The 26,447-nt window shown below is 27.2% G+C and carries 30 protein-coding genes, 3 tRNA genes, 1 rRNA gene and 1 other annotated feature; of the genes, 28 read left to right on the top strand and 6 right to left on the bottom strand.

What is annotated here, in order from left to right; genetic code table 11:
* Positions 1 to 50: 50 nt before the first annotated feature.
* The 3 genes from rrf (at position 51) to NG918_RS08625 (ending at position 324) form a co-directional block, all read left to right on the top strand.
* Positions 51 to 167, top strand: a 5S ribosomal RNA gene (gene rrf / locus NG918_RS08635).
* 6 nt (positions 168 to 173) lie between these two features.
* Positions 174 to 249 (top strand) — tRNA-Phe (locus NG918_RS08630).
* Position 250: 1 nt separating this feature from the next.
* Positions 251 to 324 (top strand) — tRNA-Cys (locus NG918_RS08625).
* A gap of 294 nt (positions 325 to 618) precedes the next feature.
* Here NG918_RS08625 and NG918_RS08620 read toward each other — a convergent pair.
* Positions 619 to 1,566, bottom strand: coding sequence for a magnesium transporter CorA family protein (locus NG918_RS08620; RefSeq protein ID WP_252214895.1), 948 nt, complete (start codon positions 1,564 to 1,566; stop codon positions 619 to 621).
* A 280-nt stretch (positions 1,567 to 1,846) separates the two neighbouring features.
* Between NG918_RS08620 and NG918_RS08615 the strand changes: the two genes are divergently transcribed.
* Positions 1,847 to 2,323 carry a DUF6106 family protein gene (locus tag NG918_RS08615; RefSeq protein ID WP_252214897.1) on the top strand — a complete coding sequence of 159 codons (477 nt, stop codon included), beginning with the start codon at positions 1,847 to 1,849 and terminating at the stop codon, positions 2,321 to 2,323.
* Positions 2,324 to 2,378: 55 nt separating this feature from the next.
* On the opposite strand, the gene NG918_RS08610 is transcribed toward NG918_RS08615, so the two are convergent.
* Entirely contained in the window at positions 2,379 to 3,539 is a 1,161-nt protein-coding gene (locus NG918_RS08610) for a zinc-binding metallopeptidase family protein (protein ID WP_252214899.1), read from the bottom strand.
* 160 nt (positions 3,540 to 3,699) lie between these two features.
* Here NG918_RS08610 and NG918_RS08605 point away from each other — a divergent pair, with 160 nt between their 5' ends.
* The 6 genes from NG918_RS08605 to fdxA all read left to right on the top strand — a co-directional run bounded on the left by NG918_RS08605 (position 3,700) and on the right by fdxA (position 7,325).
* The gene (locus NG918_RS08605; protein ID WP_252214901.1) at positions 3,700 to 3,870 is read left to right on the top strand and encodes a sigma factor G inhibitor Gin; all 171 of its coding nucleotides are present in this window, start codon (positions 3,700 to 3,702) and stop codon (positions 3,868 to 3,870) included.
* A gap of 158 nt (positions 3,871 to 4,028) precedes the next feature.
* On the top strand, positions 4,029 to 4,706 hold the full coding sequence (locus NG918_RS08600) for a dTMP kinase (RefSeq protein ID WP_252214906.1): 678 nt from the start codon (positions 4,029 to 4,031) through the stop codon (positions 4,704 to 4,706).
* A gap of 114 nt (positions 4,707 to 4,820) precedes the next feature.
* Positions 4,821 to 5,153, top strand: coding sequence for a cyclic-di-AMP receptor (locus tag NG918_RS08595; protein ID WP_252214909.1), 333 nt, complete (start codon positions 4,821 to 4,823; stop codon positions 5,151 to 5,153).
* Between the two features lie 11 nt (positions 5,154 to 5,164).
* On the top strand, positions 5,165 to 6,097 hold the full coding sequence (locus tag NG918_RS08590) for a DNA polymerase III subunit delta' (RefSeq protein WP_252214912.1): 933 nt from the start codon (positions 5,165 to 5,167) through the stop codon (positions 6,095 to 6,097).
* A gap of 3 nt (positions 6,098 to 6,100) precedes the next feature.
* The gene (locus NG918_RS08585; RefSeq protein WP_252214915.1) at positions 6,101 to 7,009 is read left to right on the top strand and encodes a PSP1 domain-containing protein; all 909 of its coding nucleotides are present in this window, start codon (positions 6,101 to 6,103) and stop codon (positions 7,007 to 7,009) included.
* 145 nt (positions 7,010 to 7,154) lie between these two features.
* Positions 7,155 to 7,325 (top strand): 4Fe-4S ferredoxin, encoded by a 171-nt coding sequence (gene fdxA, locus NG918_RS08580; RefSeq protein WP_003369634.1) that lies wholly within the window; start codon positions 7,155 to 7,157, stop codon positions 7,323 to 7,325.
* 48 nt (positions 7,326 to 7,373) lie between these two features.
* Here fdxA and NG918_RS08575 read toward each other — a convergent pair whose 3' ends face one another.
* Positions 7,374 to 8,012 (bottom strand): MBL fold metallo-hydrolase, encoded by a 639-nt coding sequence (locus NG918_RS08575; RefSeq protein ID WP_252214918.1) that lies wholly within the window; start codon positions 8,010 to 8,012, stop codon positions 7,374 to 7,376.
* A gap of 190 nt (positions 8,013 to 8,202) precedes the next feature.
* Here NG918_RS08575 and NG918_RS08570 point away from each other — a divergent pair, with 190 nt between their 5' ends.
* The 6 genes from NG918_RS08570 to NG918_RS08545 all read left to right on the top strand — a co-directional run bounded on the left by NG918_RS08570 (position 8,203) and on the right by NG918_RS08545 (position 14,171).
* A complete protein-coding gene (locus tag NG918_RS08570; RefSeq protein ID WP_252214920.1) occupies positions 8,203 to 8,658 on the top strand; it encodes a CtsR family transcriptional regulator in 456 nt (151 codons plus the stop codon).
* A 14-nt stretch (positions 8,659 to 8,672) separates the two neighbouring features.
* Positions 8,673 to 9,248: a UvrB/UvrC motif-containing protein gene (locus NG918_RS08565; protein ID WP_252214922.1), complete on the top strand. Its 576-nt coding sequence runs from the start codon at positions 8,673 to 8,675 to the stop codon at positions 9,246 to 9,248.
* Positions 9,232 to 10,251: a protein arginine kinase gene (locus tag NG918_RS08560; RefSeq protein ID WP_252214925.1), complete on the top strand. Its 1,020-nt coding sequence runs from the start codon at positions 9,232 to 9,234 to the stop codon at positions 10,249 to 10,251. Before NG918_RS08565 ends, NG918_RS08560 begins: the two co-directional genes overlap by 17 nt.
* Positions 10,252 to 10,281: 30 nt before the next feature.
* Entirely contained in the window at positions 10,282 to 12,720 is a 2,439-nt protein-coding gene (locus NG918_RS08555) for an ATP-dependent Clp protease ATP-binding subunit (RefSeq protein WP_252225588.1), read from the top strand.
* Between the two features lie 283 nt (positions 12,721 to 13,003).
* On the top strand, positions 13,004 to 13,939 hold the full coding sequence (locus NG918_RS08550; RefSeq protein ID WP_252214929.1) for an NAD(P)/FAD-dependent oxidoreductase: 936 nt from the start codon (positions 13,004 to 13,006) through the stop codon (positions 13,937 to 13,939).
* Between the two features lie 4 nt (positions 13,940 to 13,943).
* Positions 13,944 to 14,171 carry a glutaredoxin domain-containing protein gene (locus NG918_RS08545; protein ID WP_252214931.1) on the top strand — a complete coding sequence of 76 codons (228 nt, stop codon included), beginning with the start codon at positions 13,944 to 13,946 and terminating at the stop codon, positions 14,169 to 14,171.
* Between the two features lie 93 nt (positions 14,172 to 14,264).
* Here NG918_RS08545 and NG918_RS08540 read toward each other — a convergent pair whose 3' ends face one another.
* On the bottom strand, positions 14,265 to 14,492 hold the full coding sequence (locus tag NG918_RS08540) for a glutaredoxin family protein (RefSeq protein WP_252214934.1): 228 nt from the start codon (positions 14,490 to 14,492) through the stop codon (positions 14,265 to 14,267).
* A 68-nt stretch (positions 14,493 to 14,560) separates the two neighbouring features.
* Positions 14,561 to 14,728 (bottom strand): hypothetical protein, encoded by a 168-nt coding sequence (locus tag NG918_RS08535; protein WP_252214937.1) that lies wholly within the window; start codon positions 14,726 to 14,728, stop codon positions 14,561 to 14,563.
* Between the two features lie 266 nt (positions 14,729 to 14,994).
* Here NG918_RS08535 and radA point away from each other — a divergent pair, with 266 nt between their 5' ends.
* Together radA and disA are read left to right on the top strand one after the other, a co-directional pair.
* A complete protein-coding gene (gene radA, locus NG918_RS08530) occupies positions 14,995 to 16,362 on the top strand; it encodes a DNA repair protein RadA (RefSeq protein WP_252214940.1) in 1,368 nt (455 codons plus the stop codon).
* A gap of 17 nt (positions 16,363 to 16,379) precedes the next feature.
* On the top strand, positions 16,380 to 17,444 hold the full coding sequence (gene disA, locus NG918_RS08525; protein ID WP_252214943.1) for a DNA integrity scanning diadenylate cyclase DisA: 1,065 nt from the start codon (positions 16,380 to 16,382) through the stop codon (positions 17,442 to 17,444).
* Between the two features lie 48 nt (positions 17,445 to 17,492).
* Here disA and NG918_RS08520 read toward each other — a convergent pair whose 3' ends face one another.
* Entirely contained in the window at positions 17,493 to 17,891 is a 399-nt protein-coding gene (locus tag NG918_RS08520) for a nucleoside triphosphate pyrophosphohydrolase family protein (RefSeq protein ID WP_252214945.1), read from the bottom strand.
* Positions 17,892 to 18,168: 277 nt separating this feature from the next.
* Here NG918_RS08520 and NG918_RS08515 point away from each other — a divergent pair, with 277 nt between their 5' ends.
* From NG918_RS08515 to NG918_RS08470, 10 genes are all read left to right on the top strand, one after another.
* Positions 18,169 to 19,263 (top strand): PIN/TRAM domain-containing protein, encoded by a 1,095-nt coding sequence (locus NG918_RS08515; protein WP_252214947.1) that lies wholly within the window; start codon positions 18,169 to 18,171, stop codon positions 19,261 to 19,263.
* A gap of 18 nt (positions 19,264 to 19,281) precedes the next feature.
* A complete protein-coding gene (ispD, locus tag NG918_RS08510; protein ID WP_252225587.1) occupies positions 19,282 to 19,956 on the top strand; it encodes a 2-C-methyl-D-erythritol 4-phosphate cytidylyltransferase in 675 nt (224 codons plus the stop codon).
* Between the two features lie 68 nt (positions 19,957 to 20,024).
* Positions 20,025 to 20,204: a binding site (T-box leader), on the top strand.
* A 76-nt stretch (positions 20,205 to 20,280) separates the two neighbouring features.
* Entirely contained in the window at positions 20,281 to 21,993 is a 1,713-nt protein-coding gene (locus NG918_RS08505; protein WP_252225586.1) for a proline--tRNA ligase, read from the top strand.
* Positions 21,994 to 22,012: 19 nt separating this feature from the next.
* Positions 22,013 to 23,425, top strand: coding sequence for a cysteine--tRNA ligase (gene cysS, locus NG918_RS08500; RefSeq protein WP_252214954.1), 1,413 nt, complete (start codon positions 22,013 to 22,015; stop codon positions 23,423 to 23,425).
* Between the two features lie 48 nt (positions 23,426 to 23,473).
* The gene (locus tag NG918_RS08495; RefSeq protein WP_252214956.1) at positions 23,474 to 23,899 is read left to right on the top strand and encodes a Mini-ribonuclease 3; all 426 of its coding nucleotides are present in this window, start codon (positions 23,474 to 23,476) and stop codon (positions 23,897 to 23,899) included.
* A gap of 4 nt (positions 23,900 to 23,903) precedes the next feature.
* Entirely contained in the window at positions 23,904 to 24,752 is an 849-nt protein-coding gene (gene rlmB / locus NG918_RS08490; protein ID WP_252214959.1) for a 23S rRNA (guanosine(2251)-2'-O)-methyltransferase RlmB, read from the top strand.
* A 22-nt stretch (positions 24,753 to 24,774) separates the two neighbouring features.
* Entirely contained in the window at positions 24,775 to 25,287 is a 513-nt protein-coding gene (locus NG918_RS08485; RefSeq protein WP_252214963.1) for an NYN domain-containing protein, read from the top strand.
* An 86-nt stretch (positions 25,288 to 25,373) separates the two neighbouring features.
* Positions 25,374 to 25,994 carry an RNA polymerase sporulation sigma factor SigH gene (sigH, locus tag NG918_RS08480; protein ID WP_252214966.1) on the top strand — a complete coding sequence of 207 codons (621 nt, stop codon included), beginning with the start codon at positions 25,374 to 25,376 and terminating at the stop codon, positions 25,992 to 25,994.
* Between the two features lie 77 nt (positions 25,995 to 26,071).
* Positions 26,072 to 26,147 (top strand) — tRNA-Thr (locus NG918_RS08475).
* Between the two features lie 58 nt (positions 26,148 to 26,205).
* Positions 26,206 to 26,447 (top strand): GTP-binding protein (locus tag NG918_RS08470; RefSeq protein WP_252225585.1); only part of this gene is annotated, 242 nt, incomplete at its 3' end.

Here is a 26,447-nt window from a genome sequence, read left to right as displayed (position 1 = left end):
TGTTATATACAATTTATGTGTAATTTTGAAAGAATAATCTTTCAGAATAATCTGGTGATGATGGCATGGAAGTAACACTCCTACCCATTCCGAACAGGAAAGTTAAGATCCATAGCGCCGAAGGTACTGCACGGGAGACTGTGTGGGAGATTAGGACGTTGCCAGGTATGAATGGCTCGATAGCTCAGTCGGTAGAGCAGAGGACTGAAAATCCTCGTGTCACTGGTTCGATTCCAGTTCGAGCCACCATGGCGCTATAGCCAAGTGGTAAGGCAGAGGTCTGCAAAACCTTTATCCCCAGTTCAAATCTGGGTGGCGCCTCCATTAAAACCTTGAATTATTTGATTCAAGGTTTTTTTTGCGCTTAAAAAATAAAAAACAAAAAAATTATCCACAAAAATAAAATTATAAACAAAGTTATCAACAATTTACTTACAAAATGTATATAAAATATATTTTTATGTGGATAATTTATAGAAAAATATTTAGATTATAAAAAAGAGACTATATAGAATGGGAATTAGTATATTGTGTTAACTATACTTTAAGAATAATATAGATAAAAAAGAACCTATACTAAATAGGCAATAAAAAATGTCTATAAATATAGGATTTATCTTAATTAAACATATCTTTTTTATATAAAATAAATGCTACTATGAAACATATTCCGAATGTTAACATCATAACTATTGAGAATGCATGAGGATTATCATCGGATAAAGGTAACATAACATTCATACCAAATATTCCACTTATAATAGTAGGAATTGCCATAAGTATAGTTACAGACGCTAATACCTTCATAACTATATTTAAGTTATTTGATATAACTGAAGCAAAGAAGTCCATTGTACTAGCCAAAATATTGCTATATATTTCTGTCATTTCTATAGCTTGCTTATTTTCAATGATAACATCTTCTAAAACATCTTTATCTTCCTCATATTTTTGCATCATTTCTAACTTTAACATTTTTTCTAATGTTATCTCATTAGCTTTTAATGAAGTTGAGAAATATACAAGAGATTTTTCTAATGAATGAAGTTGAATAAGTTCTCTATTTTTCATAGACTTATGTAATCTTTTTTCAATCATTAAACTTTTTTTATCTATTTGTCTTAAGTAAAGTAAGTAATAAGTAGATATTCTATTTAATATCTGTAATATAAATCTCGATTTTTTAAATGTAAAAAATGATTTTATTCTAGCATTAGCAAAGTCAGTTATAATTTTACTGTTTTTTAAACATATAGTAACTAACAGTTTGTTAGTATGTATTATAGCTAATGGATAAGTGTCATATGTTAAAGAATTTTCTTCCATTTCTGTGAATGGTATATCGACTATAACTAATATAGCATCATCCTCAATATCAATTCTGGATGTTTCTTCATCATCTAGTGCTGCTTTTAAGAAATCAATGGAAATTCCAGTTTTCTTTGATACAAGAATTAGTTCTTCTTCAGATGGAGCTACTATGTTTATCCAACAACCATTTTCAATATTATCAATAGGTTTTAAACTTGAATCGAATTCACTCTGACTTTTATAAATTTGAATCAATAAAATCACCTCCAAATATATTATTATACTATTATACTATTATAATAAAGATATTACGAATATACTATAATAATAAATTAAAAAGAGAAAGTAGCTATTAAAATTTGAAAATCGTATTAAAACATAGAAAACATGTAATTAAAAACCCACAATTAATAGTATTCTAATATTTATAGAGAATATAAAGGAATATAGCGTTATTTAAATATAGCTTTATATTGAAAAGCTTAGTATAATCATAATGTTATTTTAAATATTTAAAGTATGGGGGAAAATATTAATGCATAAAGAGGTAGTCATAAGAAAGAAGGCACCTGTTATAGCGATAGTATTACTTATAATTACAGCAATGTTGTATTTATATCAAGGAATAAGTGTTTTAGGTATAAAAAATATAATGCTCGTTAAGTTCTATAATATGACCATTGTATTTTTAACTTTAAGTATAATATTCTTTGAGATAATGAAATGCAGAATATCATATAAGTATTCGATCATAGCGAACAAGCTTATTATTAATAAAATTTTTCATAATAATGAAAAAAACTTAGAAAGTATAAATTTAGCTGATATCGTGTATATCGGGAAAAGTAATTACATAACTAAAGAATATATTGTAAAGAGTAAGGGCAATTATTCTTGTGGAATAATTAATACGAAGAAATATTGTTGTGTATACAAAAGAGAGAATGTTTATTATAAATTTAGCTTTAATCCAAGTGATAAACTTATAAGAAGATTAAATCTTAATATTTAATTTACAAGAAATAAATGTGTTTAATATATAAATAAAGGTACTNNAGTACCTTTATTTATATATTTTTATTATTAAAGAAATCATTTTTTACTTCATTAAGAAGATTTTCATTTTGAATTAAATCCATTCCTGTAAATGCCAGTGCTAATGCTGCATTTTTACATTGCTTAAGTGCAAATTCTGACTGAGTAGCTTTAGCAAAATCTTTTGTTCCATATTTAATGTTAGGATCATCGGTTATGCAGATATAAGGATGTATGCAAGGAACTTTATGACTAACATCACCTAAACTTAATCCTGCATATATATCACGTGGCTTTCCAATATCTATTATTCCATTTTCTTTTAGATTGTGACTAAATAATCTATTAAGAGTTCTATTAGTTATTAATTCTTTATTTGATGGTTCATATAAAGAAGTGGTATATTCTAAATTTGTTAATTCAGAAATATATTTTGCTATAGTTCTAAGCTTATTATCAGCCCATTCAGCGGTTTTATAATCGTTACTTCTAATATAAAATTTAGATTCTGCTTCAGCAGGTAATAGTAAAGGAGTATATCCTCCTTTAGATAAAATTGAATTTATTTCTAAATCTTTAGGAAATCCTTTTTTAAGAGAATTTAATATGTTTAAATTTAATAATACTGCATCTAGTGCGGTATAAGTATTTTGATTTAAAAAAGTTAAGCCATCTTTTCCTTTATATTGTATGCTTAATGGAATTATTGCTGAAGATGTTCCACTTTCATTTGTCAATACATCAGGATGAGCAAGCATTACTACATCTATATCATCAAAAACACCTTGTCTAGTCATAACAGCTTTAGTTCCACCTAAGTATTCGCCTGGACAACCTATTACGATAACAGAGCCACCTATTTTATTTATGACACTACCTAATGCTAATGCAGCTCCTATTGATATTGTACTTAAAGCATTATGTCCTGTGAGATGTCCATAATCTTTAACAGCATCATATTCGCTTAAAAAACATATTTTAGGATAGCCATTACCTTTTCTACACATAAAAGAATTAGATATATCTAAAAAATCTTCATTAACCTTAAAATTATGCTTATTTAGTAAATTACAAATATATTTTGCAGATTTAATTTCAGTATAACTTTCTTCAGGATTATTATATAAATAAGAACTTAAATCATTAAGTTCTTTATCACAAGTTGACAGAAATGAAATTATTTCTTGCTTCATAATACAACCCTCCAAATTATTATTTGATATTATTTTTTCCAATTATAAAAAAAATATTTGTTTATTAAAATTAAAAGAAAAATATATAAGCATATTTAAGATTAAAAAAATTATATATGGAAATAATTAAGCTAAAAGATATATTAGGGGGTAAAGAATTTTGGAGAATAAAGTATGTTTTTTATGTGGCAAAAAAGAAGGTAGTGGTATAATATTAAAAGGAGAAAAAATATGTTCTAATTGTGAATGTGAACTTACAAATATTAGCGTTGTAAATCCTAAATATCATTACTTTAAAGAAAAAGTTAAAAATATTTTATTTAAAAAATAAAATTAGATTTTTACTTTATTAAGATTTATTAATAGCTATATTTAATTATATAGCTATTTTTATTTTGGAAAGATTTTAGAAAATTACATCAAAATATAATTTTCAATTTAGAGTTTATATAGAAATTAAGAAATTAATTATTATGGGGGAAATTCATTATGACAAAAGGTAAATTAATTATAATAGAGAGCGGATCAGATGCTTCAGGGAAGGCAACTCAAGCTAAGAAATTATATGAGAGATTATTAGGAGAAGGATATAATATAAGAAAAGTAACATATCCTAATTATGATAGTCCGGCTTGTATGCCAGTTAAAATGTATTTGAGTGGTGAATTTGGAAGCAAACCTGAGGATGTAAATGCATATGTAGCATCAACATTTTTTGCTATTGATAGATTTGCTTCATATAATATAGAATGGAAAGAATTTTATAATAATGGTGGAATAATTATCTCTGATAGATATACAACATCTAACATGGTACATCAAGCAGTGAAAATGGATGATAAGGAAAAGAACAAGTACTTGAATTGGTTATATGATTTAGAATTTAATTTATATAAACTTCCTATTCCAGACTGTGTAATGTTTTTAGATGTTCTACCTGAAATAAGTCAAAAATTAATGAAAGATAGAAATAATAAATTTACAGGTGAGAAAGAAAAAGACATACATGAAAATAATAAAGATTATTTAGCTAAATCTTATTATAATTCTTTAGAAATAGCAGATAGATATAATTGGAATAAAATAAAATGTAATGACGGAGATAAATTAAAGACAATAGAAGAAATTCATGAAGAAATTTATAAAAAGGTTAAAAAATATATATAGTAATTTAAATTAATATTTTATAAATTAAAAATAGAAATATTTATTTATATAATCTAAGTACATATTTATGGTAAAATGATATCAAGAATAATATGAATTAGAGGTGGATAGTAAATGAAATTAGTTATTGCTATAGTACAAGATGAAGATGCAATAGATGTGTTAGATTCATTAACAGACAATGATTTTAGAGTAACTAAACTAGCTACTACGGGTGGATTTTTAAAAGCAGGTAACACTACTTTAATGGTTGGAGTGGAAGAAGAGAAGATTGACCAAGCACTGGATGTAATTAAAGAAATATGTAAAAAAAGAAAAGAAACAGTAATAGCCCCAACACCTTTAAGTAGTAATGAGGGTGGATATGTTCAACAATGCCCTATGCAAATTACTGTAGGTGGTGCAACTATATTTGTTGTAGATGTTGATAAATTTATAAAAATATAAGGAGAATAGCATTGAGAGAAATTATTGGTCATGAAAGAATTATTAATGGATTTAATCTAAGGAAAAGAAGTAATACTTTTTCTCATGCTAATTTAATTATTGGTGATGATGGGATTGGAAAAAGTTTAGTTGCAAATTATCTTGCAAATGGTATATTAGGATTAAAGGGTGATAAGGAATTTGTAGATATTATAAATTATTACCCTTTATCTTCTTCATTTGGAGTAGATGATATAAGAAATATTATAGAGGAAGTATCTAAGAAACCTTTTGAAAGTGATAAAAAAGTTTTAATACTTCATAAGTGTGAAAAGATGACTATTCAAGCCCAAAATGCATTGTTAAAAACTATAGAAGAGCCTCCTGTGGGAGTGCATTTAATACTTCTTAGTGAATCACTGGAATTAATTTTAGATACTATAAAATCACGTTGTCAAACCTATAAGTTAACACCATTATCTAAAGAAGATATTAATAAGTATATAGAGTATAAATATTCCGAAATAAGCATAGAAAATAAAAAAGCAGCTTTAGCATATAGTCAAGGTATTCCAGGAAAAGTTGAAAAATTTATAGAAGATGATAAATTAAATGATTTAAGAAATATATTATTAGAATTATTATGTGATTTAGAAAATAATAAAGACAATTTTGTTTTAAAATATAAAGAGGTATTAGCTACTTATAAAGATAAACAAAGTGAAGTTTTAAATATATTAATTTCATATATAAGAGATATTATGTTTTTAAAGGAATTAGATTCTAATGATTTAGTTGTAAATTTTGATAAACTTAAAGAAATAAGAGACATATCAATGAGAATGTCTTATAAAAAGCTTAATTCTATGTTAGAATACATAAAAGAAGCAAGAATTAGTTTAAATAATAACACTAATTATTCAATGACCATAACAGTATTGCTTATGGGATTTGCGGAGGTATAATTGATGATAAAAGTTATTGGAGTAAGGTTTAAAAAAGCGGGAAAAATTTATTATTTTGATCCAGTAAACTTTGCTGTTAAAAAAGAAAATTATGTAATAGTTGAAACTGCTAGAGGAATAGAATTTGGCCAATGTGTCATAGGAATAAAAGAGATATCAGAAGATGAAATAGTATCACCTTTAAAAGAAGTTATAAGAATAGCTGATGAAAAAGATATTCAAAAACATAAGGATAATAAGAGCAGAGAAAATGAAGCTTTAGAAATATGTTTAAAAAAGATACAAGAACATGGACTGAAAATGAAATTAATAGATGTAGAATATACATTTGATAATCATAAAGTTATATTCTATTTTACAGCCGATGGAAGAGTGGATTTTAGAGAATTAGTTAAAGATTTAGCTACTATATTTAAAACTAGAATAGAATTAAGACAAATCGGTGTAAGAGATGAAGCTAAAATGATAGGCGGTCTAGGACCTTGTGGAAGACCAATGTGTTGTTCCACTTTTTTAGGAGACTTTGCATCCGTATCTATTAAAATGGCTAAAGAACAAAACCTTTCTTTAAATCCAACTAAAATATCAGGTATATGTGGAAGACTTATGTGTTGCTTAAATTATGAACAAAGCACTTATGAAGATATTAGAAGAAGACTTCCTAAAGTTGGATCGATAGTTGAAACTATTGATGGAAAAGGTGAAGTAATAGGTAATTTAACAGTAAAAGAAAGTGTAAAAGTGAAATTAAAACGTGGAGACGAAGAAGTAATTGATATATATAAAATAGAGGATGTTAGATTAATATCTGGAAGTTATGAAGGATCAATAGATAATTCAGATATAAAATTAGAAATTGAATCTGAAGAGGATAAAAAATTGATAAAAGAGTTGATTAAAGAAGAAAATTAGAGAAATATGGGGAAAAATTTCATAAATTGCCCATATAATAGATTATGAAATTGACACTTTTATCACAAAATACTTTTAAAACATTAAAATACATGATAAAATTGTAGATGGTTAATTATCATACAATTTTAGGAGGTGTTTTTTAATGGCATTTGTAATTAATGATTCATGTGTAAGCTGTGGAGCATGTGCTGGAGAATGTCCAGTTGATGCTATAAGCCAAGGAGATGCATACTACGTTATTGATGCAGATACTTGTATCGATTGCGGTAACTGTGCTAATGTTTGCCCAGTTGGTGCTCCAGTTCAAGAATAGTAGAAAAGATCGTCTATAGACGATCTTTTTTTTTATATAAAATCATACTCAAGGTGGTGATAATAATAAAACAGAGTTTTCTTTATAAAGTTTTAAATTATCACTAGTTAATGCATTAGAGTTTATTTTTTCAACATTATCCATAGATATTAAAAAATTTTTAGGATCATCTAAATAAAGCATAGATTTAAAAGTTTTATAATGAATGGGTATTATATATTTTGGAGAAATCAATTTACTTATTTTAGCCCCTTCACTACCATTTAAAGTGAAGTGTCCTCCTATTGGAACAAGCAAAATATCTATATTTTCTAATTTAGTAGAAATCAAATCTAAGGGGATATGTCCTAAGTCTCCTAAATGACAAATTTTCAACTTATCTAATGTAAAAGTATATATTATATTAGGTCCTCTTTTTAATCCATTATATTTATCATGAAATGAAGAAAATCCTTCTATATGAATGAAATCAAAATCAAAAACCCCAGTAGTATTAATAATTTTTACATTACTATCATTTTCTTTTAAAAATGAATGATCAAAATGATTATGACTTATTACTATAATATCAGAGTGAAGAAAATCGTTATTATATCCTATAGAATCATCAAATGGATCTATTAAGATTCTTTTACCATTATTACTTGTTATTAAAAAACAAGAGTGTCCATACCAAGTTAATTTCATAATATAAATTCCTTTTGAAAAAAATATAAATTTGTATATTAAATATGTTTAACATTTAGTAAAGTTTTATTCAGATTTTAATAAAATAAATTATAGTGTTTTAAATTATAATATAATTATAGTATAATAACTACAAAGTCAAAGTAAGTCAAAAACAAAAATATAAACTGATGTTTAGGTAGGTGAACTTATGGCAAAACTTTCAGATATAATTGAAGAATTTATAAAAGAAATGTTTAATGATAGTGGAGAGAATATGGTCCTAATACAGAGAAATGAATTAGCTGATCAATTTAGATGTGCACCATCACAAATAAACTATGTTTTAACAACTAGATTTACTTATAATAAAGGTTATTTAATTGAAAGCAAACGTGGTGGCGGTGGCCATATTATTATAAAGCAATTAGACAACGATAGTTCCAGCAGAAGAGAGGAGATAATAAATCAAAGCATAGGTAATACAATAACATATCATAATGCTGTAAATATAATAGATAACTTATTTGAATCGGATATTATTACAGAAAAAGAAAGTGAATTGATGAAAATAGCTATAAACGATAGAACTTTAATTTCAGTTGAAAATAGAAATAAAATAAGAGCAGATATTTTTAAAGCAATGATTATGGTTATTTTATCTTAAGAGGTGGGGATTATATGTTATGTGAAAAATGTCAAAAGAATGAAGCTAAAATTAATTTAGTTAAAATAGTAAATGGAGAAAAAAATGAAATTTGGTTATGTGAATCTTGTGCTAAAGATATATCAGATATACCATTTATAAATTCTTTAAATGAAATTGGTGGATTACAATTTGAAAATATATTAACTGGATTTTTAAATAATCTTGGTGATAAAAAAACAAAGCCAAAGGAACTTGTTTGTCCTAAATGTAAAATGAATTATTCTGAGTTTGAGAAGACAGGAAAATTAGGTTGTAGTGAGTGTTATAGTGTTTTTTCTGAATATATAAAACCTATTGTAAAAAGAATTCATGGGAATGTAAAACATGTTGGGAAAATTCCAAAATTTGATGGAGAGTCTTTAATTAAAAGAAAAAAGATAATAAGGTTAAAGCAAGATTTACAAAATGCTATTAAATTAGAAGAATATGAAAATGCAGCTGTATTAAGAGATGAAATTAAAGAATTAGAAGAATTTATATTTATTAATAGTAAAGATAATAAAGTGTTTTTAGTTAAGGAGGAAAAAGGTAATGAGAAACTGGATTAATGAAGAATGCAACAAAGAAGATATAGTTATAAATAGTAATATTTCTTTATCTAGAAATTTAAAAGAAAAACCTTTTTCCAATAAATTAAATGAAATAGAAGCAAGAGAAAATGCAGAATTTATTTATCAAATTGTGAAAAGTGAACTTGAAGATGAATCTTGTATTTATCATTTGTGGAATGAAGACAAAGAACTAATAAATAGTTATTTAGATAAGCAATTAATAAGTAAAGAATTAATAAAGAATAAAGATAAAACAGCATTTGTTTTAAATAGTAAAGAAACTTTAAGTATTATGATAAATGAGGATGATCACTTAAAGCTAGAATGCATAACGGCAGGATTTGATTTAGAGACTGCATTTGATAATATCACAAAACTTGATGATAAAATAGAAAAACGAGTTCATTATGCATTCGATGAAAATTTAGGGTATTTAACTACATCCCCTACTAATTTAGGAACAGGAATGAGAGCATCTGTTAATATTCATTTGCCAGCTTTAAATTTTAATGATGAAATAAGTAATTTTAGCAAAGGACTAACTCAAATAGGTATGAATATGAAAGGCATATATGAAGAAGGAAATAAATCCTATGGAAATATGTACAAAATATCTAATCAGGTTACATTAGGACTAACTGAAGAAGAGATAATTGATAACCTAAAAGGTGCAGTGTTAAATGTTATTTCAGAAGAAAAGAAATTTAGAGAAGTTTTATTAACAAAGTGTAAATATGATATAGAAGATAAAGTATTTAGAGCATATGGAATTTTAACTTCAGCTATTTTACTAAGTGAAAAAGAGTGTGCTGAATTATTATCTAGTGTGAGATTTGGAGTTGAATTATCTTTATTAGATATTCCCAAAAATAAGTTAAATAAATTATTAGTATATACTAGAGATTCATCACTTCAGAACTATTTAAAAAGAAAACTTTTAAATAAGGAGCTTAACTATGAAAGAGCTAAATTTGTAAGATCAATATTAGCTCAAACTTAAATAAGAATATAAGGGAGGGATTTTTTGAGTATGGATTTTAATAAATTTACAGAGAGAACTCAATCAATAATATTAGAAGCACAAATTGAATCACAAGAATTTAAGCATGGTTATGTAGGTACAGAACATTTATTATTGGGTTTAGTAAAAGAAAAAGGACATCAATCTAAGATATTAAATGAATTTGGTATTGATTCAGAAATAGTAAGAGATATGATAAGTAGATATTTAGGCTATGGTGAATTACAAATGCCTGAAGATGATATATTATTAACACCTAGGGCAAAAAGACTTCTTGATGAAAGCTTTATAGAGGCTAAAAAATTTAGTCATAAAAATGTTAGTCCAGAACATATGTTAATGGCATTGCTTAATCAAGAAGAAGGCATGGCCTATACCATATTAAAAAATTTAAAATTAGATTTTAAAGAAATAAAAGATAAATTATTTATATTTCTAAATGGTCAGTATGTAGATGAAAATCAAGAAATTAAATCTCCAAGATCAGAAAAAACAAAAACTCCTATGTTGGATAAATACGGAAGAGATTTAACACAGTTTGCAAGAGATGGTGTGTTAGATCCTGTTATTGGAAGAGATTTAGAAAATCAAAGAGTTTTAGAAATATTATGTAGGAGAATAAAAAATAATCCTTGCTTAATAGGCGAACCAGGAGTAGGAAAAACAGCAGTAATTGAAGGGTTAGCTCAAAGAATTGTAGAGGGTAATATTCCTGAAATATTAAGGGATAAGAGAATAGTTTCACTTGATTTAACTGCATTACTTGCAGGTGCTAAATATAGAGGTGAATTTGAAGATAGATTGAAAAAGGTAATGTCAGAAATAGAAAAAGATAAAAGCATCATAATATTTATAGATGAAATTCATACAATAATAGGTGCAGGAGCAGCTGAAGGAGCAATAGATGCTTCTAATATATTAAAGCCAGCACTTTCTAGAGGAGAGATTCAATGTATAGGTGCAACAACTATCAATGAATATAGAAAACATATAGAAAAAGATTCTGCTTTAGAAAGAAGATTTCAACCTGTTAATGTTGGTGAGCCATCAAAAGATGAAACACTAATAATATTAAGGGGATTAAGAGAAAAGTATGAAGAACATCACAATGTTAACATTACAGATAAAGCATTAGATGCCGCTGTTGAGTTATCTGATAGATATGTTACAGATAGATTTATGCCAGATAAAGCTATTGATTTGATTGATGAGGCATCAGCTAAAGTTAGAATAAAAAATTTAGTTCCACCTACTAATTTAAAATCAATGGAAGATAAAATAAAAGAAACAACTAAGGAAAAAGAAGAATGTATTAGAGTTCAAGATTTTGAAAAAGCAGCAAATATGAGAGATATTGAAAATAGCTTAAAAGAAGAATTAGAAGCACTTAGAAAAGAGTGGAGTGATAAAAATTCTAATAAATCATTAAATGTAGATGAAGAAGATATAGCAGAAGTTGTATCAGCTTGGACTAAAATACCTGCTAAAAAACTTACAGAAAAAGAAAGCGAAAGATTACTAAAACTTGAAGATATATTACAAAAAAGAGTTATAGGTCAAACTGAAGCAGTTGAATCTATAGCTAAGGCGGTAAGAAGAGCTAGAGTTGGAATAAAAGATCCTAATAGACCAATTGGAACATTTATATTTTTAGGACCTACAGGTGTTGGTAAAACAGAACTTTCAAAAGCATTGGCTGAAGCTATGTTTGGAGATGAAAATAGTATAATAAGAATAGATATGTCTGAATATATGGAAAGTAATTCAGTTTCTAAATTAATAGGTTCACCTCCAGGATATGTAGGATATGATGATGGAGGTCAATTAACAGAAGCAGTCAGAAGAAAACCTTATTCAGTGGTGCTTTTAGATGAAATTGAAAAGGCTCATCAAGATGTATTTAATATATTACTTCAAATTATGGAAGATGGAAGACTTACAGATTCTCATGGAAAAGTAGTTAATTTTAAAAATACAATAGTTATAATGACTTCTAATGTGGGAGCACATCAAATAAAAAAACAAAAAGCAATTGGATTTAATACAAGTATTGATAAAAATTCAGAATATGAAAAGATGAAAGACAATGTTTTAGAAGAATTAAAGAGAAGCTTTAAACCAGAATTCTTAAATAGAATAGATGATACAATAGTATTCCATAAATTAAAAGAAGATGATCTTTTAGATATAGTTGATTTAATGTTAAAATCTATTACTAAAAGACTTGAAAATAAAAATATACACTTAAACTTTGAAAAAGATAGTAAAAAATTCTTGATTAATAAAAGAATTGATTTAAATTATGGAGCAAGACCGTTAAGAAGAATTATTACTAAAGAAGTAGAAGATAAATTAAGTGAAGAGATACTTTTAGGCAATATAAAAATTGGAGATAGAATTAAAGTAAATGAATCAAAAGATAATTTAGTTTTTACAAAGCTAGATTAATAGTTTAAAAAGTTATCTTAAAATAACTTTAATGTGTTTAGGTGCATTATTGGTATTTTTAAGATAATTTTTTATTTGCTTATATCTTAGGAAAAGTGTTGATATATGCATAAGTAAAGCTGGATTGAATAAAATAATATTTATTTGTTAATAGTATTTATTAATTGGAAATTATATGATAAAATTATAAATATAATAATTATTACAAGGGAATAATTAACTTATAGAGTTTTAAATAAGCTTATGCTAGATATAAGTTTATTTAAAGATAAGAGGTGAATTTATGACTAAACAAGAAAAAGAAATAGATTTAATAGTAATTGGTGCAGGTCCAGCAGGATTAGCTGCAGGCATTTATGGCGGTAGAGCAAAGTTAGATATGATAGTTTTAGAAGAAAGAATAATAGGTGGTCAAGTAAGAAACAGCTATACTATTGAAAATTATCCTGGATTTGAAAAAATATCAGGAGCAGATTTAGCAGATGTTTTTCAAAAACAAGTTGAATCATTAGGAGTAACTATAGACGAATTTGATTTAATAGAAAATATAGTATTATCTGATGATGAGAAGATAGTAGAAACTGAAAGTTACATATATAAACCTAAGGCTATAATAATTGCAACAGGAGCTTCACCTAAAAAACTACCAGTTTCAGAGGAAGCAAAGTATGAAGGCAAAGGTGTTCATTATTGTGCAGTTTGTGATGGTGCTATGTATGAGGGAAAAAGAGTTGGAGTGGTAGGTGGTGGAAATTCGGCTTTAGAAGAAGCGATATTTTTAACTAAATTTGCTGAAAAAGTTTTTGTGATTAGAAGACATGATTATTTTAATGGAGAAAAATCTTTAATAGAAGAAGTGTTAAATCATCCTAAAATAGAGGTTTTATTTAATGAGGATTTAGTTCATTTAAGTGGTAATAACTTTTTAGAAGAAGTAACTATTAAGAATAAAAATACAGGTGAATTAAGTAAGTTAAAACTTGATGCTATTTTTGGATATATTGGAACAGAGCCTAAAACAAATGGATTAGAGAAATATTTAAAATTAAATGATTATGGGTACATAATTACAAATGAGGATATGGAAACTAAGATAGCTGGTGTATACGCTGTCGGTGATGTACGTGAAAAGAAATATAGACAAATAACTACAGCGGTTTCAGATGGAACAATAGCTTTATTAAATGCTGAAAAATACATAGCACAAAAGGAGAAATAATAATATGATAAAAATTTATTCAACATCATGGTGCCCTGCTTGTATAAAAGCAAAGAGATATTTTGACTTAAAAGGATTAAAATATGAAGAAATAAATGTTGCAGATAAACATGAGGATAGAGAAGAAGTATTTAAAGCATCAGGTCAAAGAAGTGTACCAGTAATAGATATATCGGGAAATATAATAGTAGGATTTGATAAAAAACAAATAGATGATTATGTAAATCGTTAGAATGAGAAAAAGTTATAATTTAAAAGAATAAAGACTTGGAAAATACAATTATTTATGTATTACCAAGTCTTTTGCATATTTATTAATATAAATTTATTTATTTAGGGCTTTATCTATAGATGGTTTATCAAATCCAATGATAATAGTATCATTTATATCTAATACTGGTACGCCCATTTGTTTAGATTTTTTAACCATATCTTCTCTAGCAATCATATCTTCTTGAACATTTAGTTCTTCAAAATCAACGCTCTTTGATTTTAAATAATTTTTAACTTTAACACACCACGGACAAGAATCTGTAGTATAAACTTTTACCATAATAACACTCCTTAACTAATAATAAATATTATTTAAAATATTATAATACTTAAGAAATAATATAGCAATTACTTTATTATATTATTATTTTCTAAATTAGAGTTTAAAACTAAATTAGAAAATTCATTTTGAGAGTATGTATTGTTAAAATTGTGTTGAAAAACATGCTCTTCATTATCTCTTAATATATTTTTTGAAGGAACTATAACATTATTAAAAGAATCTTTAGTTATCATATTATCATCTCCTTAAATTATATAAATAGTTTTTGTAATGAATTCATTATTTATACAAAATAGGATTTTAAATTGATAAAAAATTTTAGTTTAAATATAATGATAAATTTAATTACCAAATTTGGATGATATAATTAATAATAGTAGTTTATTAAAATTGTTAATTATAATTTTATTTAAAAGTTATAATTAATATTAAAATTTATGTTATTATAAAATTATTAATGAATATAGTGATTGAATCTTAAAATAAGAAAGGAATTTGTATGGCTAAAATAAAATCTACATATATATGTCAACAATGTGGATATGAAGCTCCTAAATGGTTGGGAAAATGTCCATCATGTAATAACTGGAATACTTTTAATGAAGAGATAAAAGATGATAGTAAAGTAGTAACTTCATTAAAAGCTAATAACATAGTACAAAATAACCAGCCTAAAAATATAAGAGATATAAAATCTGGAGAAAAAGAAAGATATGATACAGGAATAAAAGAACTTAACAGAGTTTTAGGTGGCGGATTAGTTAAAGGTTCTTTAACTTTAATTTCAGGAGATCCTGGAATAGGAAAATCTACATTGCTGTTACAAACTGCAAATAACATAGCTATAAAATATGGCAAAGTTCTGTATGTCTCTGGAGAAGAATCAGAAGAACAAATAAAGATTAGAGGAGACAGACTAGGTGTAAATAGTGAAAATTTGTTTATAATATCTGAAACAAATTTAGATGCTATTTCAATATATATAGAACAAATTAACCCTAATTTTGTTATAATAGATTCAATTCAAACTGTATTTAAAGAAAGTGTTTCTTCAGCACCAGGTAGTGTATCTCAAGTAAAGGAATGTTCAAATACTATTATGAGAATGTGTAAAGGTAAAAATATACCATTCTTCCTAGTTGCACATGTAACTAAACAAGGTGAATTAGCAGGTCCAAGAGTTTTAGAGCATATGGTTGATACGGTTTTATATTTTGAAGGTGAAAGAACAGAAGAATATAGAATTTTAAGAACCATGAAGAATCGTTTTGGAACGACTAGTGAAATAGGCGTATTTGAAATGCAACAAGAAGGTTTGGTAGAAGTATTTGATCCATCAAAAATATTTTTAGAAGATACTAGCGCTAATCAAGAAGGTTCTGTGGTTGTTGGAGTTATGGAAGGTACTAGACCTATCTTAATAGAAATTCAGGCATTAGTAAGTGAAACTAAAGCTCCAATGCCGAGAAGAACAGCTGTTGGAATTGACAATCAAAGATTAAGTTTAATATTAGCAGTTTTAGAAAAAAAACTAAAGGTATTTTTCTATAATAAAGATGTGTATGTAAATGTAGTAGGTGGACTTAATATAGATGGAACATCTGCAGATTTAGGATTAGCATTAGCATTAATATCTAGTGCAAAATCTAAAGAGTTTAAATTGGATAAAACATTAATGGTAGGAGAAGTTGGATTAACTGGAGAAATAAGACCAATATCATCAGCTGAAAGATTAGTAAAAGAAGCTGAAAAACTCGGATTTAAAAATGTAATAATTCCTGAAAGAAATTTAGATAAAATAAAAACAGACGATATAAAAGTAATAGGCATTAGACATTTAATAGAAGCAATAAATAAGATATTTTGAGAAGAACAGGTGAGTGTATGAGATTAGAAAAGGGAATGAAAATAAAAGATACTTTAAAAATTATGTGCCCAGGCACTCAACTACGGGAAGGACTTGAAAATATCCTTAGAGCTAAAACAGGTGGACTAATTGTAATTGGAGATAATAAAGAAGTAATGGATACAGTAGATGGCGGATTTACTCTTAATTCTGATTATAGTCCATCATATGTTTATGAATTAGCTAAAATGGATGGGGCAATAGTAATTAGTGAAGATTTAAAAAAAATTGTGTGTGCTAATGCTCAGCTTATACCAGATCCTTCAATTGTAACACATGAAACTGGTACTAGGCATAGAACTGCACATAGAATAGCCAAGCAAACTAATAATATAGTTATTGCTATATCTCAAAGAAGAAATATAATAACTGTATATAAAGGTGACATAAAATATGTTTTAAGAGATAGCAGCGTAATTTTGGCTAGAGCTAATCAAGCTATTCAAACTTTAGAAAAGTATGTTTCAGTTCTAGAAAGAGTAATTAACAACTTAAATCTTTTAGAGTTTCAAGATTTAACAACTTTATTTGATGTTGTTACTGCAATTCAAAGAACTGAAATGGTTATGAGGATAGTAGAAGAAATAAACATGTATATTTTAGAGTTAGGTAATGAAGGTAGACTTATATCAATGCAGCTTAATGAACTTGTTAAGCATATTGAAAGAGATGGAATATTATTAATTAGAGATTATTGCAAAGATGAAGAAGAACATAACGAGGTATATGAGCAAATACAAAAATTAAGTGCAACTGAACTTTTAGATTTAGATTCAATTGCAAGAGTTCTAGGTCATATAGGTGATTCACTTGTAGATACACTTATATCAGCTAAAGGATATAGAATATTAAGCAAAGTTCCTAGAATACCATCAAATGTAATAGAAAATCTAATTAAAGAATTTAAAGAATTAAATAATGTTATAGAGGCTGATATCGATGAGCTTGATATTGTTGAGGGAATAGGTGAAGCAAGAGCAAAGGCAATTAAAGATGGATTAAAAAGAATAAAAGAACAAATTCTCTTAAATAAAAAGATATAAAAAATAGAAAATCGGTATTACCATATAAAAGGTAAACCGATTTTTTTATTATCTAAAAGTAAATTTTCCAAGTGTATTTATTTTGTTGTATTCTTTAAGCAAAACGTCATATAAATTTATATCTAAATTATTGCATAAAGAAGTAAGATAGAAAAGATTATTACCAATCTCTTTTTCTATAATTTCACGACAATTTTCACAAAGCTCACCACTTAAGTGAGAAGCTAAGTAGGTAGATAAGTCGTCAATAGATTTATCTTCATTTAATGAATTTTGTTTAGAAGCATTAATATTTATGCATCCGCAATTTGTGACAGATTTTGCAACTGCTCTATTAACTCTCGAACTAGATTCACTATATTTAGTAAGTATGTCTAAGATACTTTTATGTCTTAACAAAGAATCACTTACAGAGTTTTGAAAATCATCAAATATTATATCCTTCATACGCCTCAACTCCTTGATATAATTTAATTTTACTTTAAGTAATTATAAATAAAGTAATTATAAATATTTTTAGACTATTTTATCAATATGGGATTAAGATTTGGAATACATGTATATAATACAGAAGAATTATATTAATTGATAGGGGGAGTATTTAACTAAACTTAATAAATTATTCATTTTAGATATATATATAGTGTGATATAATTAATAACAGTTAATATATAGGAATGAATTAATGTGTATTGTTGTAAGAATTTAGGAAGGGGTGAGATATTTGTTAAAAAAGATTATAAAGGGAATTTTTTCAGCTATAGGTTTATTAGTTGGTTATATTGTAGGTAAATCTTTATTAGACATACCTAATATTAAGGAATTGAAATATTTATCTACATTAACAGGTTCTATAGTATTTATAACTATTATATCATTGTTATTTGGAATTATATTGTATGTTGTATCTCCAATTATTTATAAAGCTATTTTTAATTTGGTTGAATATATAGAAAAGAATATTCAAAAACTTACATTAATTGAAATTATTTGTGGAGCATTGGGAGCTATTATAGCTCTAATATTAATGAGCTTTATTGCAAAGCCAATAAATGGAATAGATGATAAGTTTGGACCTATGTTATTTATATTTTTAAATATAATATCAGCGATAATAGGTGCAGATATATTAGTTAAGAAAAAAGATGATATAATAGCATTAATTTCTAATATAAAGAAAAATACAGGTAAAGAAAAGAAAGCAAAAAGTAATCATGTAAAAGGTGTAGCAAAAGTGTTAGATACATCGGTTATAATTGATGGTAGAATATTTGATATTTGTGAAACAGGTTTTATAGAAGGTCCTTTAGTAATTCCTAATTTTGTCTTAGATGAATTAAGACATATATCAGATTCTTCAGATTCTTTAAAGAGAAATAGAGGAAGAAGAGGATTAGATATATTAAATAGGATACAAAAAGAACTTTCAATTGAAACACAAATTTGGGAAGGCGATTTTCCTAAAATAAGTGAAGTAGATAGTAAATTATTAAAACTTGCTCAAACATTAAACGGAAAAGTAATAACTAACGATTATAATTTAAATAAAGTTGCAGAATTTCAAGGAGTACCTGTGTTAAATATAAATGAATTATCAAATGCGATAAAGTCAGTAGTTTTACCAGGGGAAGAAATGCATGTAGATATGATTAAAGATGGTAAAGAATCAACCCAAGGCGTAGGATATTTAGACGATGGCACTATGATAGTTGTAGAGGGCGGTAAAAAATACATCGGTCAAACAATTACTGTTATAGTTACATCAGTTTTACAAACTGCTGCTGGAAGAATGATATTTGCCAAACCAAAAGATAACTAAGAAAAGGAGCTTTTCTATATGGTTAGTGCAATAGTAGTAGCTGGTGGAAAAGGTAAAAGAATGGGCACTGTTCAAAGTAAGCAATATCTTAATTTGAATGGTAAGCCCATTCTTTATTACACCATTAAAAGTTTTTTAGATTGTAAATTAGTAGATAATATTATATTGGTAGTGCCATCCCACGAAATGGATTATTGTGAGAAGGAGATATTAGAGAAACATTCTTTAAAAATTAATAAAATTGTTGCTGGAGGAAATGAACGTTACGATTCTGTATATAATGGATTAATTGAAGCAAAAGGGTCAGATATTGTGTTAATTCATGATGGAGTAAGACCTTTTGTATCAGAGAAACTAATAGAAAATGCTATAAAATATGCAGAAGAGTATGGTGCAGCAGCACCAGGAGTTATGCCGAAAGATACAATAAAAATTATAGATAGTAGTAGATTTTCACTTAAAACACCGAATAGAAGTGATTTAGTATCTGTTCAAACACCTCAAGCATTCAAATATGATTTAATATATTCTTGTCATAAAAAAATAAAAAATGAAGATGTTAAAATTACAGATGATACTATGGTTGTAGAGTATTTTGGAAATAAGGTTTATATATATGAGGGTGAATATACAAATATAAAAATTACTACTCCTGAAGACCTTATTATTGGTGAATATTTAGCAAATAAGTAGCTTATATATAATATATTGACAGTCAAATTACAAAAAGTTATAATAAATTAAGTTGATTGTAAAAATATATATAAGCTTTGATGAAGAATAGTAAAGATCGTCTTTAAGAGAGAAAATCCTTGGCTGTAAGATTTTCAATAGATTTTGAACCAGCTTCGGAGTAATAGGTAAAAACTATCGGTTTAATACCGTTATCATTATTAGAGAACAAATTTAGGTGGTACCGCGATTATAAGTTCGCCCTAAGATATAGGGTGGACTTTTTTTATATATTTAAAGCCACTTTAAATATAAAAAAATAATATATTTGGAGGAAATTTAACTATGAAAATGTCTAACATGTTAATATCTACACTAAGAGAAGTTCCAGCAGAAGCAGAAATTGATAGCCATAAGCTTATGCTTAGATCAGGAATGATAAGAAAAATGGCATCAGGAATATATAATTATATGCCATTAGGTCTTAAAGCATTAAAAAAAGTTGAAGATATAATAAGAGAAGAAATGAATGAAGCAGGAGCTCAAGAATTTTTAGCTTCAGCTATGATTCCGGCAGAATTATGGCAATCATCAGGTAGATGGGACGCTTATGGTGCTGAAATGTTTAGAGTTAAAGATAGAAATGAAAGAGATTTTTGTTTAGGACCTACACATGAGGAAGTATTTACTGATATAGCTAAAAATGAAATTAAATCTTATAAGCAATTACCAGTTAATTTATATCAAATTCAAACAAAATATAGAGATGAACGTAGACCTAGATTTGGTGTTATGAGATCAAGAGAATTTGTCATGAAAGATGCTTATAGCTTTGATAAGGATCAACAAGGATTAGATCTTTCATATAATAAAATATATGAAGCATATGTTAAAATTTTTAATAGATGTGGATTAGATGCAAAATGTGTTGAAGCAGATTCAGGAGCAATCGGAGGATCAAATTCAGCAGAATTTATGGTTAAGTCAGAAGTTGGAGAAGACGATATTGTTTTTTGTACTCAATGTGATTATGCAGCTAATATTGAAAAAGCAACTGCTAGATTAGAAGAAGTAGAAAAAGAAGACTTAATGGAAGTTGAAAAAGTGTCTACTCCAGATAGCAGAGGAATAGATGAAGTATCAGAATTCTTAAATATATCTCCTAAAAAAACAGTTAAAACTTTATTATATAATGTTGATGGAAAAATAGTTGCTGTATTTGTAAGAGGCGATAGAGAAGTTAATGAAGTTAAAGTAGCTAATGCTTCACATGCTTCAGGAGACATAGAAATGGCTTCTCATGAAGAATATATGAATGCAACTGGTTGCGGTATTGGATTTGCTGGACCAATAGGAATGAAGGCCGATTTAATATTAGTAGATGAAGAAGTTAAAAATATGTATAACTTTGTAACGGGAGCAAATGAAACAGGATATCACATTAAAAATGTAAATTATGGACGTGACTTTGAAGGAACAGTTGGAGACTATAGAAATGTAGTAGAAGGAGAAACATGCCCAACATGTGGTGGAAAGCTTACAATTTCTAGAGGAACAGAAGTTGGTCACATCTTTAAATTAGGAACTAAGTACTCAGAAGCAATGGATGCTAAATTTATAGCTGAAAATGGGAAAGAGGCTCCGTTTATAATGGGATGCTATGGAATAGGTGTTACAAGAACTATGGCATCTATAATTGAACAACATAACGATGAAAATGGAATAGTTTGGCCATTATCTGTTGCTCCATATCATATTTCAATAATTGCTGTAAATGTTAAAGATGAAGAACAAGTAAAAATAGCTAATAAACTTTATGAAGATTTAAAATCTATGGGTGTTGAAGCATTATTAGATGATAGAAATGAAAGAGCAGGAGTTAAGTTTAAAGATTCAGAAATAATGGGAATTCCTATGAGAGTGACAGTAGGAAAGAAAATTGTAGATGGAGAAGTTGAATTTAAACTTAGAACTGGTGATATGCAAGTAGTTAAAATAGAGGAGGTTTCTCGAATAGTAAAAGAAGAATTTGAGAAAAATAATCTAAAATTAAGATAACATAGGAGGCAAAAAGTTAATGAGGATATTTAATACTTTAACGAGAAAAAAAGAAGAATTTATCCCTATTACTCCAGGTGAGGTCAAAATGTATGTTTGTGGACCAACAGTATATAATTTCTTTCATATAGGAAATGGAAGAACATTTATAGTATTTGATACAATCAGAAGGTATTTAGAGTATAGAGGATATAACGTTAAATTTGTTCAAAATTTTACAGATATAGATGATAAGATGATAAAAAAAGCTAATGAAGAAGGTACAACTGTAAAAGAAATTGGAGATAAATATATAAAAGAGTATTATGAAGATGCCGACAAACTTCAAATAGAAAGAGCCACAGTTAATCCTAGAGCGACTGAATATATACAGGATATTATTGATTTTGTTGCAGAATTAATTAAAAAAGGCTATGCATATGAAGTTGAAGGAGATGTATATTTTAATACTAAAAAATTCAATGATTATGGTAAATTATCAGGTCAAAGTATAGAAGATTTACAAATGGGTGCAAGTAATAGAACTTCATCTGTGGCGGATGAAAGAAAGAAAGACCCTATGGATTTTGCTATATGGAAAGCTCAAAAACCAGGAGAACCAGCTTGGGAATGTTCTTGGGGAGTGGGAAGACCAGGATGGCATATAGAATGTTCATGTATGGCAAAAAAAATATTGGGTGATACAATAGATATTCATGCAGGTGGTATGGATTTAACATTTCCACATCATGAAAATGAAGTTGCTCAAAGTGAAGCGTTAACAGGAAAGACATTTGCGAATTATTGGATGCACTCAGCATATGTAAATGTCAATAACCAAAAGATGTCTAAGTCTTTGAATAATTTCTTTACTGCTAGAGATATATTAAAGGAATATGATTCAGATGTTGTAAGGTTTTTTATGATGTCAGCTCATTATAGATTACAAATAAACTTTAGTAAAGATTTGCTAGATTCAGCAAAAGCATCAGTAGAAAGACTTTATAATGCAATAAGTAATTTAGAAAACTTAATTGATGAAGTTTCAATAGAAAATATGAGAGAAGAAGAAGTTAAGTATCTAGATTCATTAAATAAATATAGAGAAAAGTACATTGAAAAAATGGATGATGATTTTAATACAGCAGATGCACTTACTGTTTTATTTGAATTAACCAAAGATACTAATACAAATATAAATGTAAATTCATCTAAGGAAATAGTTAATAAAGCATTAGAACTTATAAGAGAATTAGGATCACCATTAGGTTTACTTCAAAAAACAACTAAAGGTAGTTTAGAAGATGAAATAGAGTCTCTAATAGAGAAAAGACAGGATGCAAGAAAAAATAGAGATTTTGCTTTAGCTGATAAGATAAGAGACGATTTAAAAGATAGAGGAATTGTTTTAGAGGATACACCTCAAGGTGTTAGATGGAAAAAAATAAATTAAATTAGATAGGGCTGCAAATTGCAGCCCTTATTTAAAGGAGCATAAATTATGTTAGATGATTTAAAAATAAGAGAATTTAGTGAAGCAAATGTAAGAATGTTAAATCCTCTTCAATTGGCGATAATAGGAGATGGAGTGTATGAAGTATTTATAAGAACGTATATTTTATCTGAAAATGAAGGTTTAAGTGCTAATAAAATTCATAGAAAAGCAATTAGTTACGTAAAAGCTCAAGCACAATCAAGTATTATGCACAATTTAGAAGAATACTTAACAGAAGAAGAACTTAGAATATACAAGAGGGGAAGAAATGCAAAATCTGCAACAGTTCCTAAAAATGCTGATGTTAGGGATTATAGAATGGCAACTGGATTTGAAGCATTAATAGGATATTTATATCTAATAGGAAATAAGGAAAGATTAGAATTTATGTTACAGAAAAGTGTTGTAGTTTTAAATGAAAAAGAGGTGTAATTGAATGAGAGAAAACACAAAAGTAAGTAAGAAAAGAGAAAACAAGAAAGATAATAAAAGAGAAATCAATAAAAATAAAGTAGTTGATAATAATATATATGATAATGGTTTTGAGGAAAGAGAAGATATAATAATCGGAAGAAATGCTGTTTTAGAAGCTTTAAAAACTGAGAGAACTATAGAAACTCTTTACATATCTAATTCAAAATTAGAAGGATCAATAAACGCGATAATATCAAAAGCAAAGGACAAAAAGATACTAATAAAAGAAGTTGATAAAAGAAAATTAGACTCCATGTGTAATAATGCAGTTCATCAAGGTGTTATTGCAAGAGTAACTCCATATGAATATTCAGAGGTGTCAGATATTCTAGAATTAGCTGAACAAAAAGGTGAAAAACCATTTATAGTAATACTAGATGAGGTAGAAGACCCTCATAATTTAGGCTCTATTATAAGAACAGCAGAATTATTTGGAGTTCATGGAATAATAATACCTAAAAGAAGAAGTGCATCAGTAACAACAATGGTATATAAATCTTCAGTGGGAGCTATAGAACATGTAAAGGTAGCTAGAGTTACAAACTTAAATTCAGTAATAGATGAATTAAAAGAAAGAGGAATTTGGGTTTATGGAACAGATATAAGAGCTGAAGAATATAGCTATGAAACTGATTTTGGTGGTCCATGTGCTATTATAATTGGTAATGAGGGAAAAGGAATATCAAAATTGACATTAAAAAAATGTGATAAATTAATCAAAATACCTATGGTAGGCAAGATTAATTCTTTAAATGCTTCTGTAGCAGGTGGTATAATTATGTATGAAGTATTAAAAGGTCGTTTAAAGTAGAATGAATTAAGAGGTAACTATTGTGAAAATTATTTTTGTTGATGGATATAATGTTATAAATAGTTGGCCAGATTTAAAAATAAAAAAGAATTATAGTTTTGATGGTGCCAGAAGATCATTAGTGGACACAATGCATAATTATGGGGTTTATAATGATTGCAAAGTAATAATTGTTTTTGATGCTCATAAAGTATCAGGTAGTATTCAAAAAGTAGAAACAGTAAATAAGAATTTATCAATAGTTTTTACTAAGGATGGAGAAACAGCAGATAGCTATATAGAAAAAGAAGTGAATTTATTAGGACGAAAATATGAAGTTATTGTTGTTACATCTGATTGGTTAGAACAACAAACTATTTTCCAAAGAGGAGCTGTAAGAATGTCATCTTTAGAATTTTACAATGATGTTTTGGATATAGAGAATTCTATAAGAAAAAGAAAAAATAAAAGTAAAATTTCTGAAAAAAACATACTTAGTGATAACATTGATTTGGAAATATTGAAAAAATTAGAAAAAATAAGAAGAAGTGAGTAAATTTAATTGACTAAGATATTTTTACTGAGTTATAATTGTTTACATAGGATGTATAGTGATTATAATGAGAAAGTTGAGAGTGAATATTGGGTGAGTTTTTAGAGTTTAAAGATAAATTAGATGAAGAAGTTGTATTGGAAGCTAAAAATGGAAATATTAGAGCTCAAGAGTATTTAATTTCTAAATATGAAAATTTTGTTAAGGCAAAAGCAAAATCTTATTTCTTAATAGGGGCAGATAGAGAAGATATATATCAAGAAGGCATGATAGGATTATATAAAGCGATAAGAGACTTTAAAGCTGATAAATTAACTTCATTTAGGGCTTTTGCAGAGTTATGTGTAACAAGACAAATTATAACTGCAATTAAAACTGCAACTAGACAAAAACACATTCCTTTAAATACTTATGTTTCATTAAATAAACCTATTTACGAAGAAGAATCAGAAAGAACATTATTAGATGTTTTATCTGGAATAAAAATTTCAGATCCTGAGGAGCTTTTGATAAATAAGGAACATATGGATGATATAGAGACTGCAATTGCTAAAGTTTTGTCTGATTTAGAGTTAGAAGTGCTTATGTCATACTTAGATGGAAAGTCTTATCAAGAGATTGCTTGTGACTTAGATAGGCATTCAAAATCAATTGATAATGCATTACAAAGAGTAAAGAGAAAGCTTGAAAAATGCCTAGGTATAAAGTAAGTAAATTATATTGACAAACAAAACGAATAATAGTAAACTTTATAATTGGTATATCAAGAAAATGTCAAGATATGAGTGCTCACGTAGCTCAGTAGGTAGAGCGTCGCCTTGGTAAGGCGGAGGTCGTCGGTTCAATCCCGATCGTGAGCTCCAATTATAAAATAAAAAACACTAGGCAAAGTTTATTAAAGGATAAGAGGAGGAATTTAGAATGTCAAAAGAAAAATTTGAGAGAAGTAAACCACACGTAAATATTGGAACAATCGGTCACGTAGACCACGGTAAGACAACATTAACAGCTGCAATCACAACTGTATTAGCAAACAGAGGATTTGCAGAAGCTTTTAACTATGCAGAAATAGATAAAGCTCCAGAAGAAAAAGAAAGAGGAATCACAATCAATACTTCACACGTTGAGTATGAAACAGAAAATAGACATTATGCTCACGTTGA

This window comes from Clostridium sp. ZBS2, from assembly GCF_023845855.1.
Lineage (GTDB): Bacteria > Bacillota > Clostridia > Clostridiales > Clostridiaceae > Clostridium > Clostridium aquiflavi.
Note: the sequence above shows the minus strand (reverse complement) of the source record. Positions and strands in the feature narration are given on the sequence as shown.

Bases quoted from the DNA above. Each gene is read 5' to 3' on its own strand.
- NG918_RS08615 (WP_252214897.1), top strand. From the start codon at position 1,847: ATGCATAAAGAGGTAGTCATAAGAAAGAAGGCACCTGTTATAGCGATA.
- NG918_RS08610 (WP_252214899.1), bottom strand. From the start codon at position 3,539: ATGAAGCAAGAAATAATTTCATTTCTGTCAACTTGTGATAAAGAACTT.
- NG918_RS08600 (WP_252214906.1), top strand. From the start codon at position 4,029: ATGACAAAAGGTAAATTAATTATAATAGAGAGCGGATCAGATGCTTCA.
- NG918_RS08595 (WP_252214909.1), top strand. From the start codon at position 4,821: ATGAAATTAGTTATTGCTATAGTACAAGATGAAGATGCAATAGATGTG.
- NG918_RS08585 (WP_252214915.1), top strand. From the start codon at position 6,101: ATGATAAAAGTTATTGGAGTAAGGTTTAAAAAAGCGGGAAAAATTTAT.
- fdxA (WP_003369634.1), top strand. From the start codon at position 7,155: ATGGCATTTGTAATTAATGATTCATGTGTAAGCTGTGGAGCATGTGCT.
- NG918_RS08575 (WP_252214918.1), bottom strand. From the start codon at position 8,012: ATGAAATTAACTTGGTATGGACACTCTTGTTTTTTAATAACAAGTAAT.
- NG918_RS08570 (WP_252214920.1), top strand. From the start codon at position 8,203: ATGGCAAAACTTTCAGATATAATTGAAGAATTTATAAAAGAAATGTTT.
- NG918_RS08565 (WP_252214922.1), top strand. From the start codon at position 8,673: ATGTTATGTGAAAAATGTCAAAAGAATGAAGCTAAAATTAATTTAGTT.
- NG918_RS08560 (WP_252214925.1), top strand. From the start codon at position 9,232: ATGAGAAACTGGATTAATGAAGAATGCAACAAAGAAGATATAGTTATA.
- NG918_RS08555 (WP_252225588.1), top strand. From the start codon at position 10,282: ATGGATTTTAATAAATTTACAGAGAGAACTCAATCAATAATATTAGAA.
- NG918_RS08550 (WP_252214929.1), top strand. From the start codon at position 13,004: ATGACTAAACAAGAAAAAGAAATAGATTTAATAGTAATTGGTGCAGGT.
- NG918_RS08545 (WP_252214931.1), top strand. From the start codon at position 13,944: ATGATAAAAATTTATTCAACATCATGGTGCCCTGCTTGTATAAAAGCA.
- NG918_RS08540 (WP_252214934.1), bottom strand. From the start codon at position 14,492: ATGGTAAAAGTTTATACTACAGATTCTTGTCCGTGGTGTGTTAAAGTT.
- NG918_RS08535 (WP_252214937.1), bottom strand. From the start codon at position 14,728: ATGATAACTAAAGATTCTTTTAATAATGTTATAGTTCCTTCAAAAAAT.
- radA (WP_252214940.1), top strand. From the start codon at position 14,995: ATGGCTAAAATAAAATCTACATATATATGTCAACAATGTGGATATGAA.
- disA (WP_252214943.1), top strand. From the start codon at position 16,380: ATGAGATTAGAAAAGGGAATGAAAATAAAAGATACTTTAAAAATTATG.
- NG918_RS08520 (WP_252214945.1), bottom strand. From the start codon at position 17,891: ATGAAGGATATAATATTTGATGATTTTCAAAACTCTGTAAGTGATTCT.
- ispD (WP_252225587.1), top strand. From the start codon at position 19,282: ATGGTTAGTGCAATAGTAGTAGCTGGTGGAAAAGGTAAAAGAATGGGC.
- NG918_RS08505 (WP_252225586.1), top strand. From the start codon at position 20,281: ATGAAAATGTCTAACATGTTAATATCTACACTAAGAGAAGTTCCAGCA.
- cysS (WP_252214954.1), top strand. From the start codon at position 22,013: ATGAGGATATTTAATACTTTAACGAGAAAAAAAGAAGAATTTATCCCT.
- NG918_RS08495 (WP_252214956.1), top strand. From the start codon at position 23,474: ATGTTAGATGATTTAAAAATAAGAGAATTTAGTGAAGCAAATGTAAGA.
- rlmB (WP_252214959.1), top strand. From the start codon at position 23,904: ATGAGAGAAAACACAAAAGTAAGTAAGAAAAGAGAAAACAAGAAAGAT.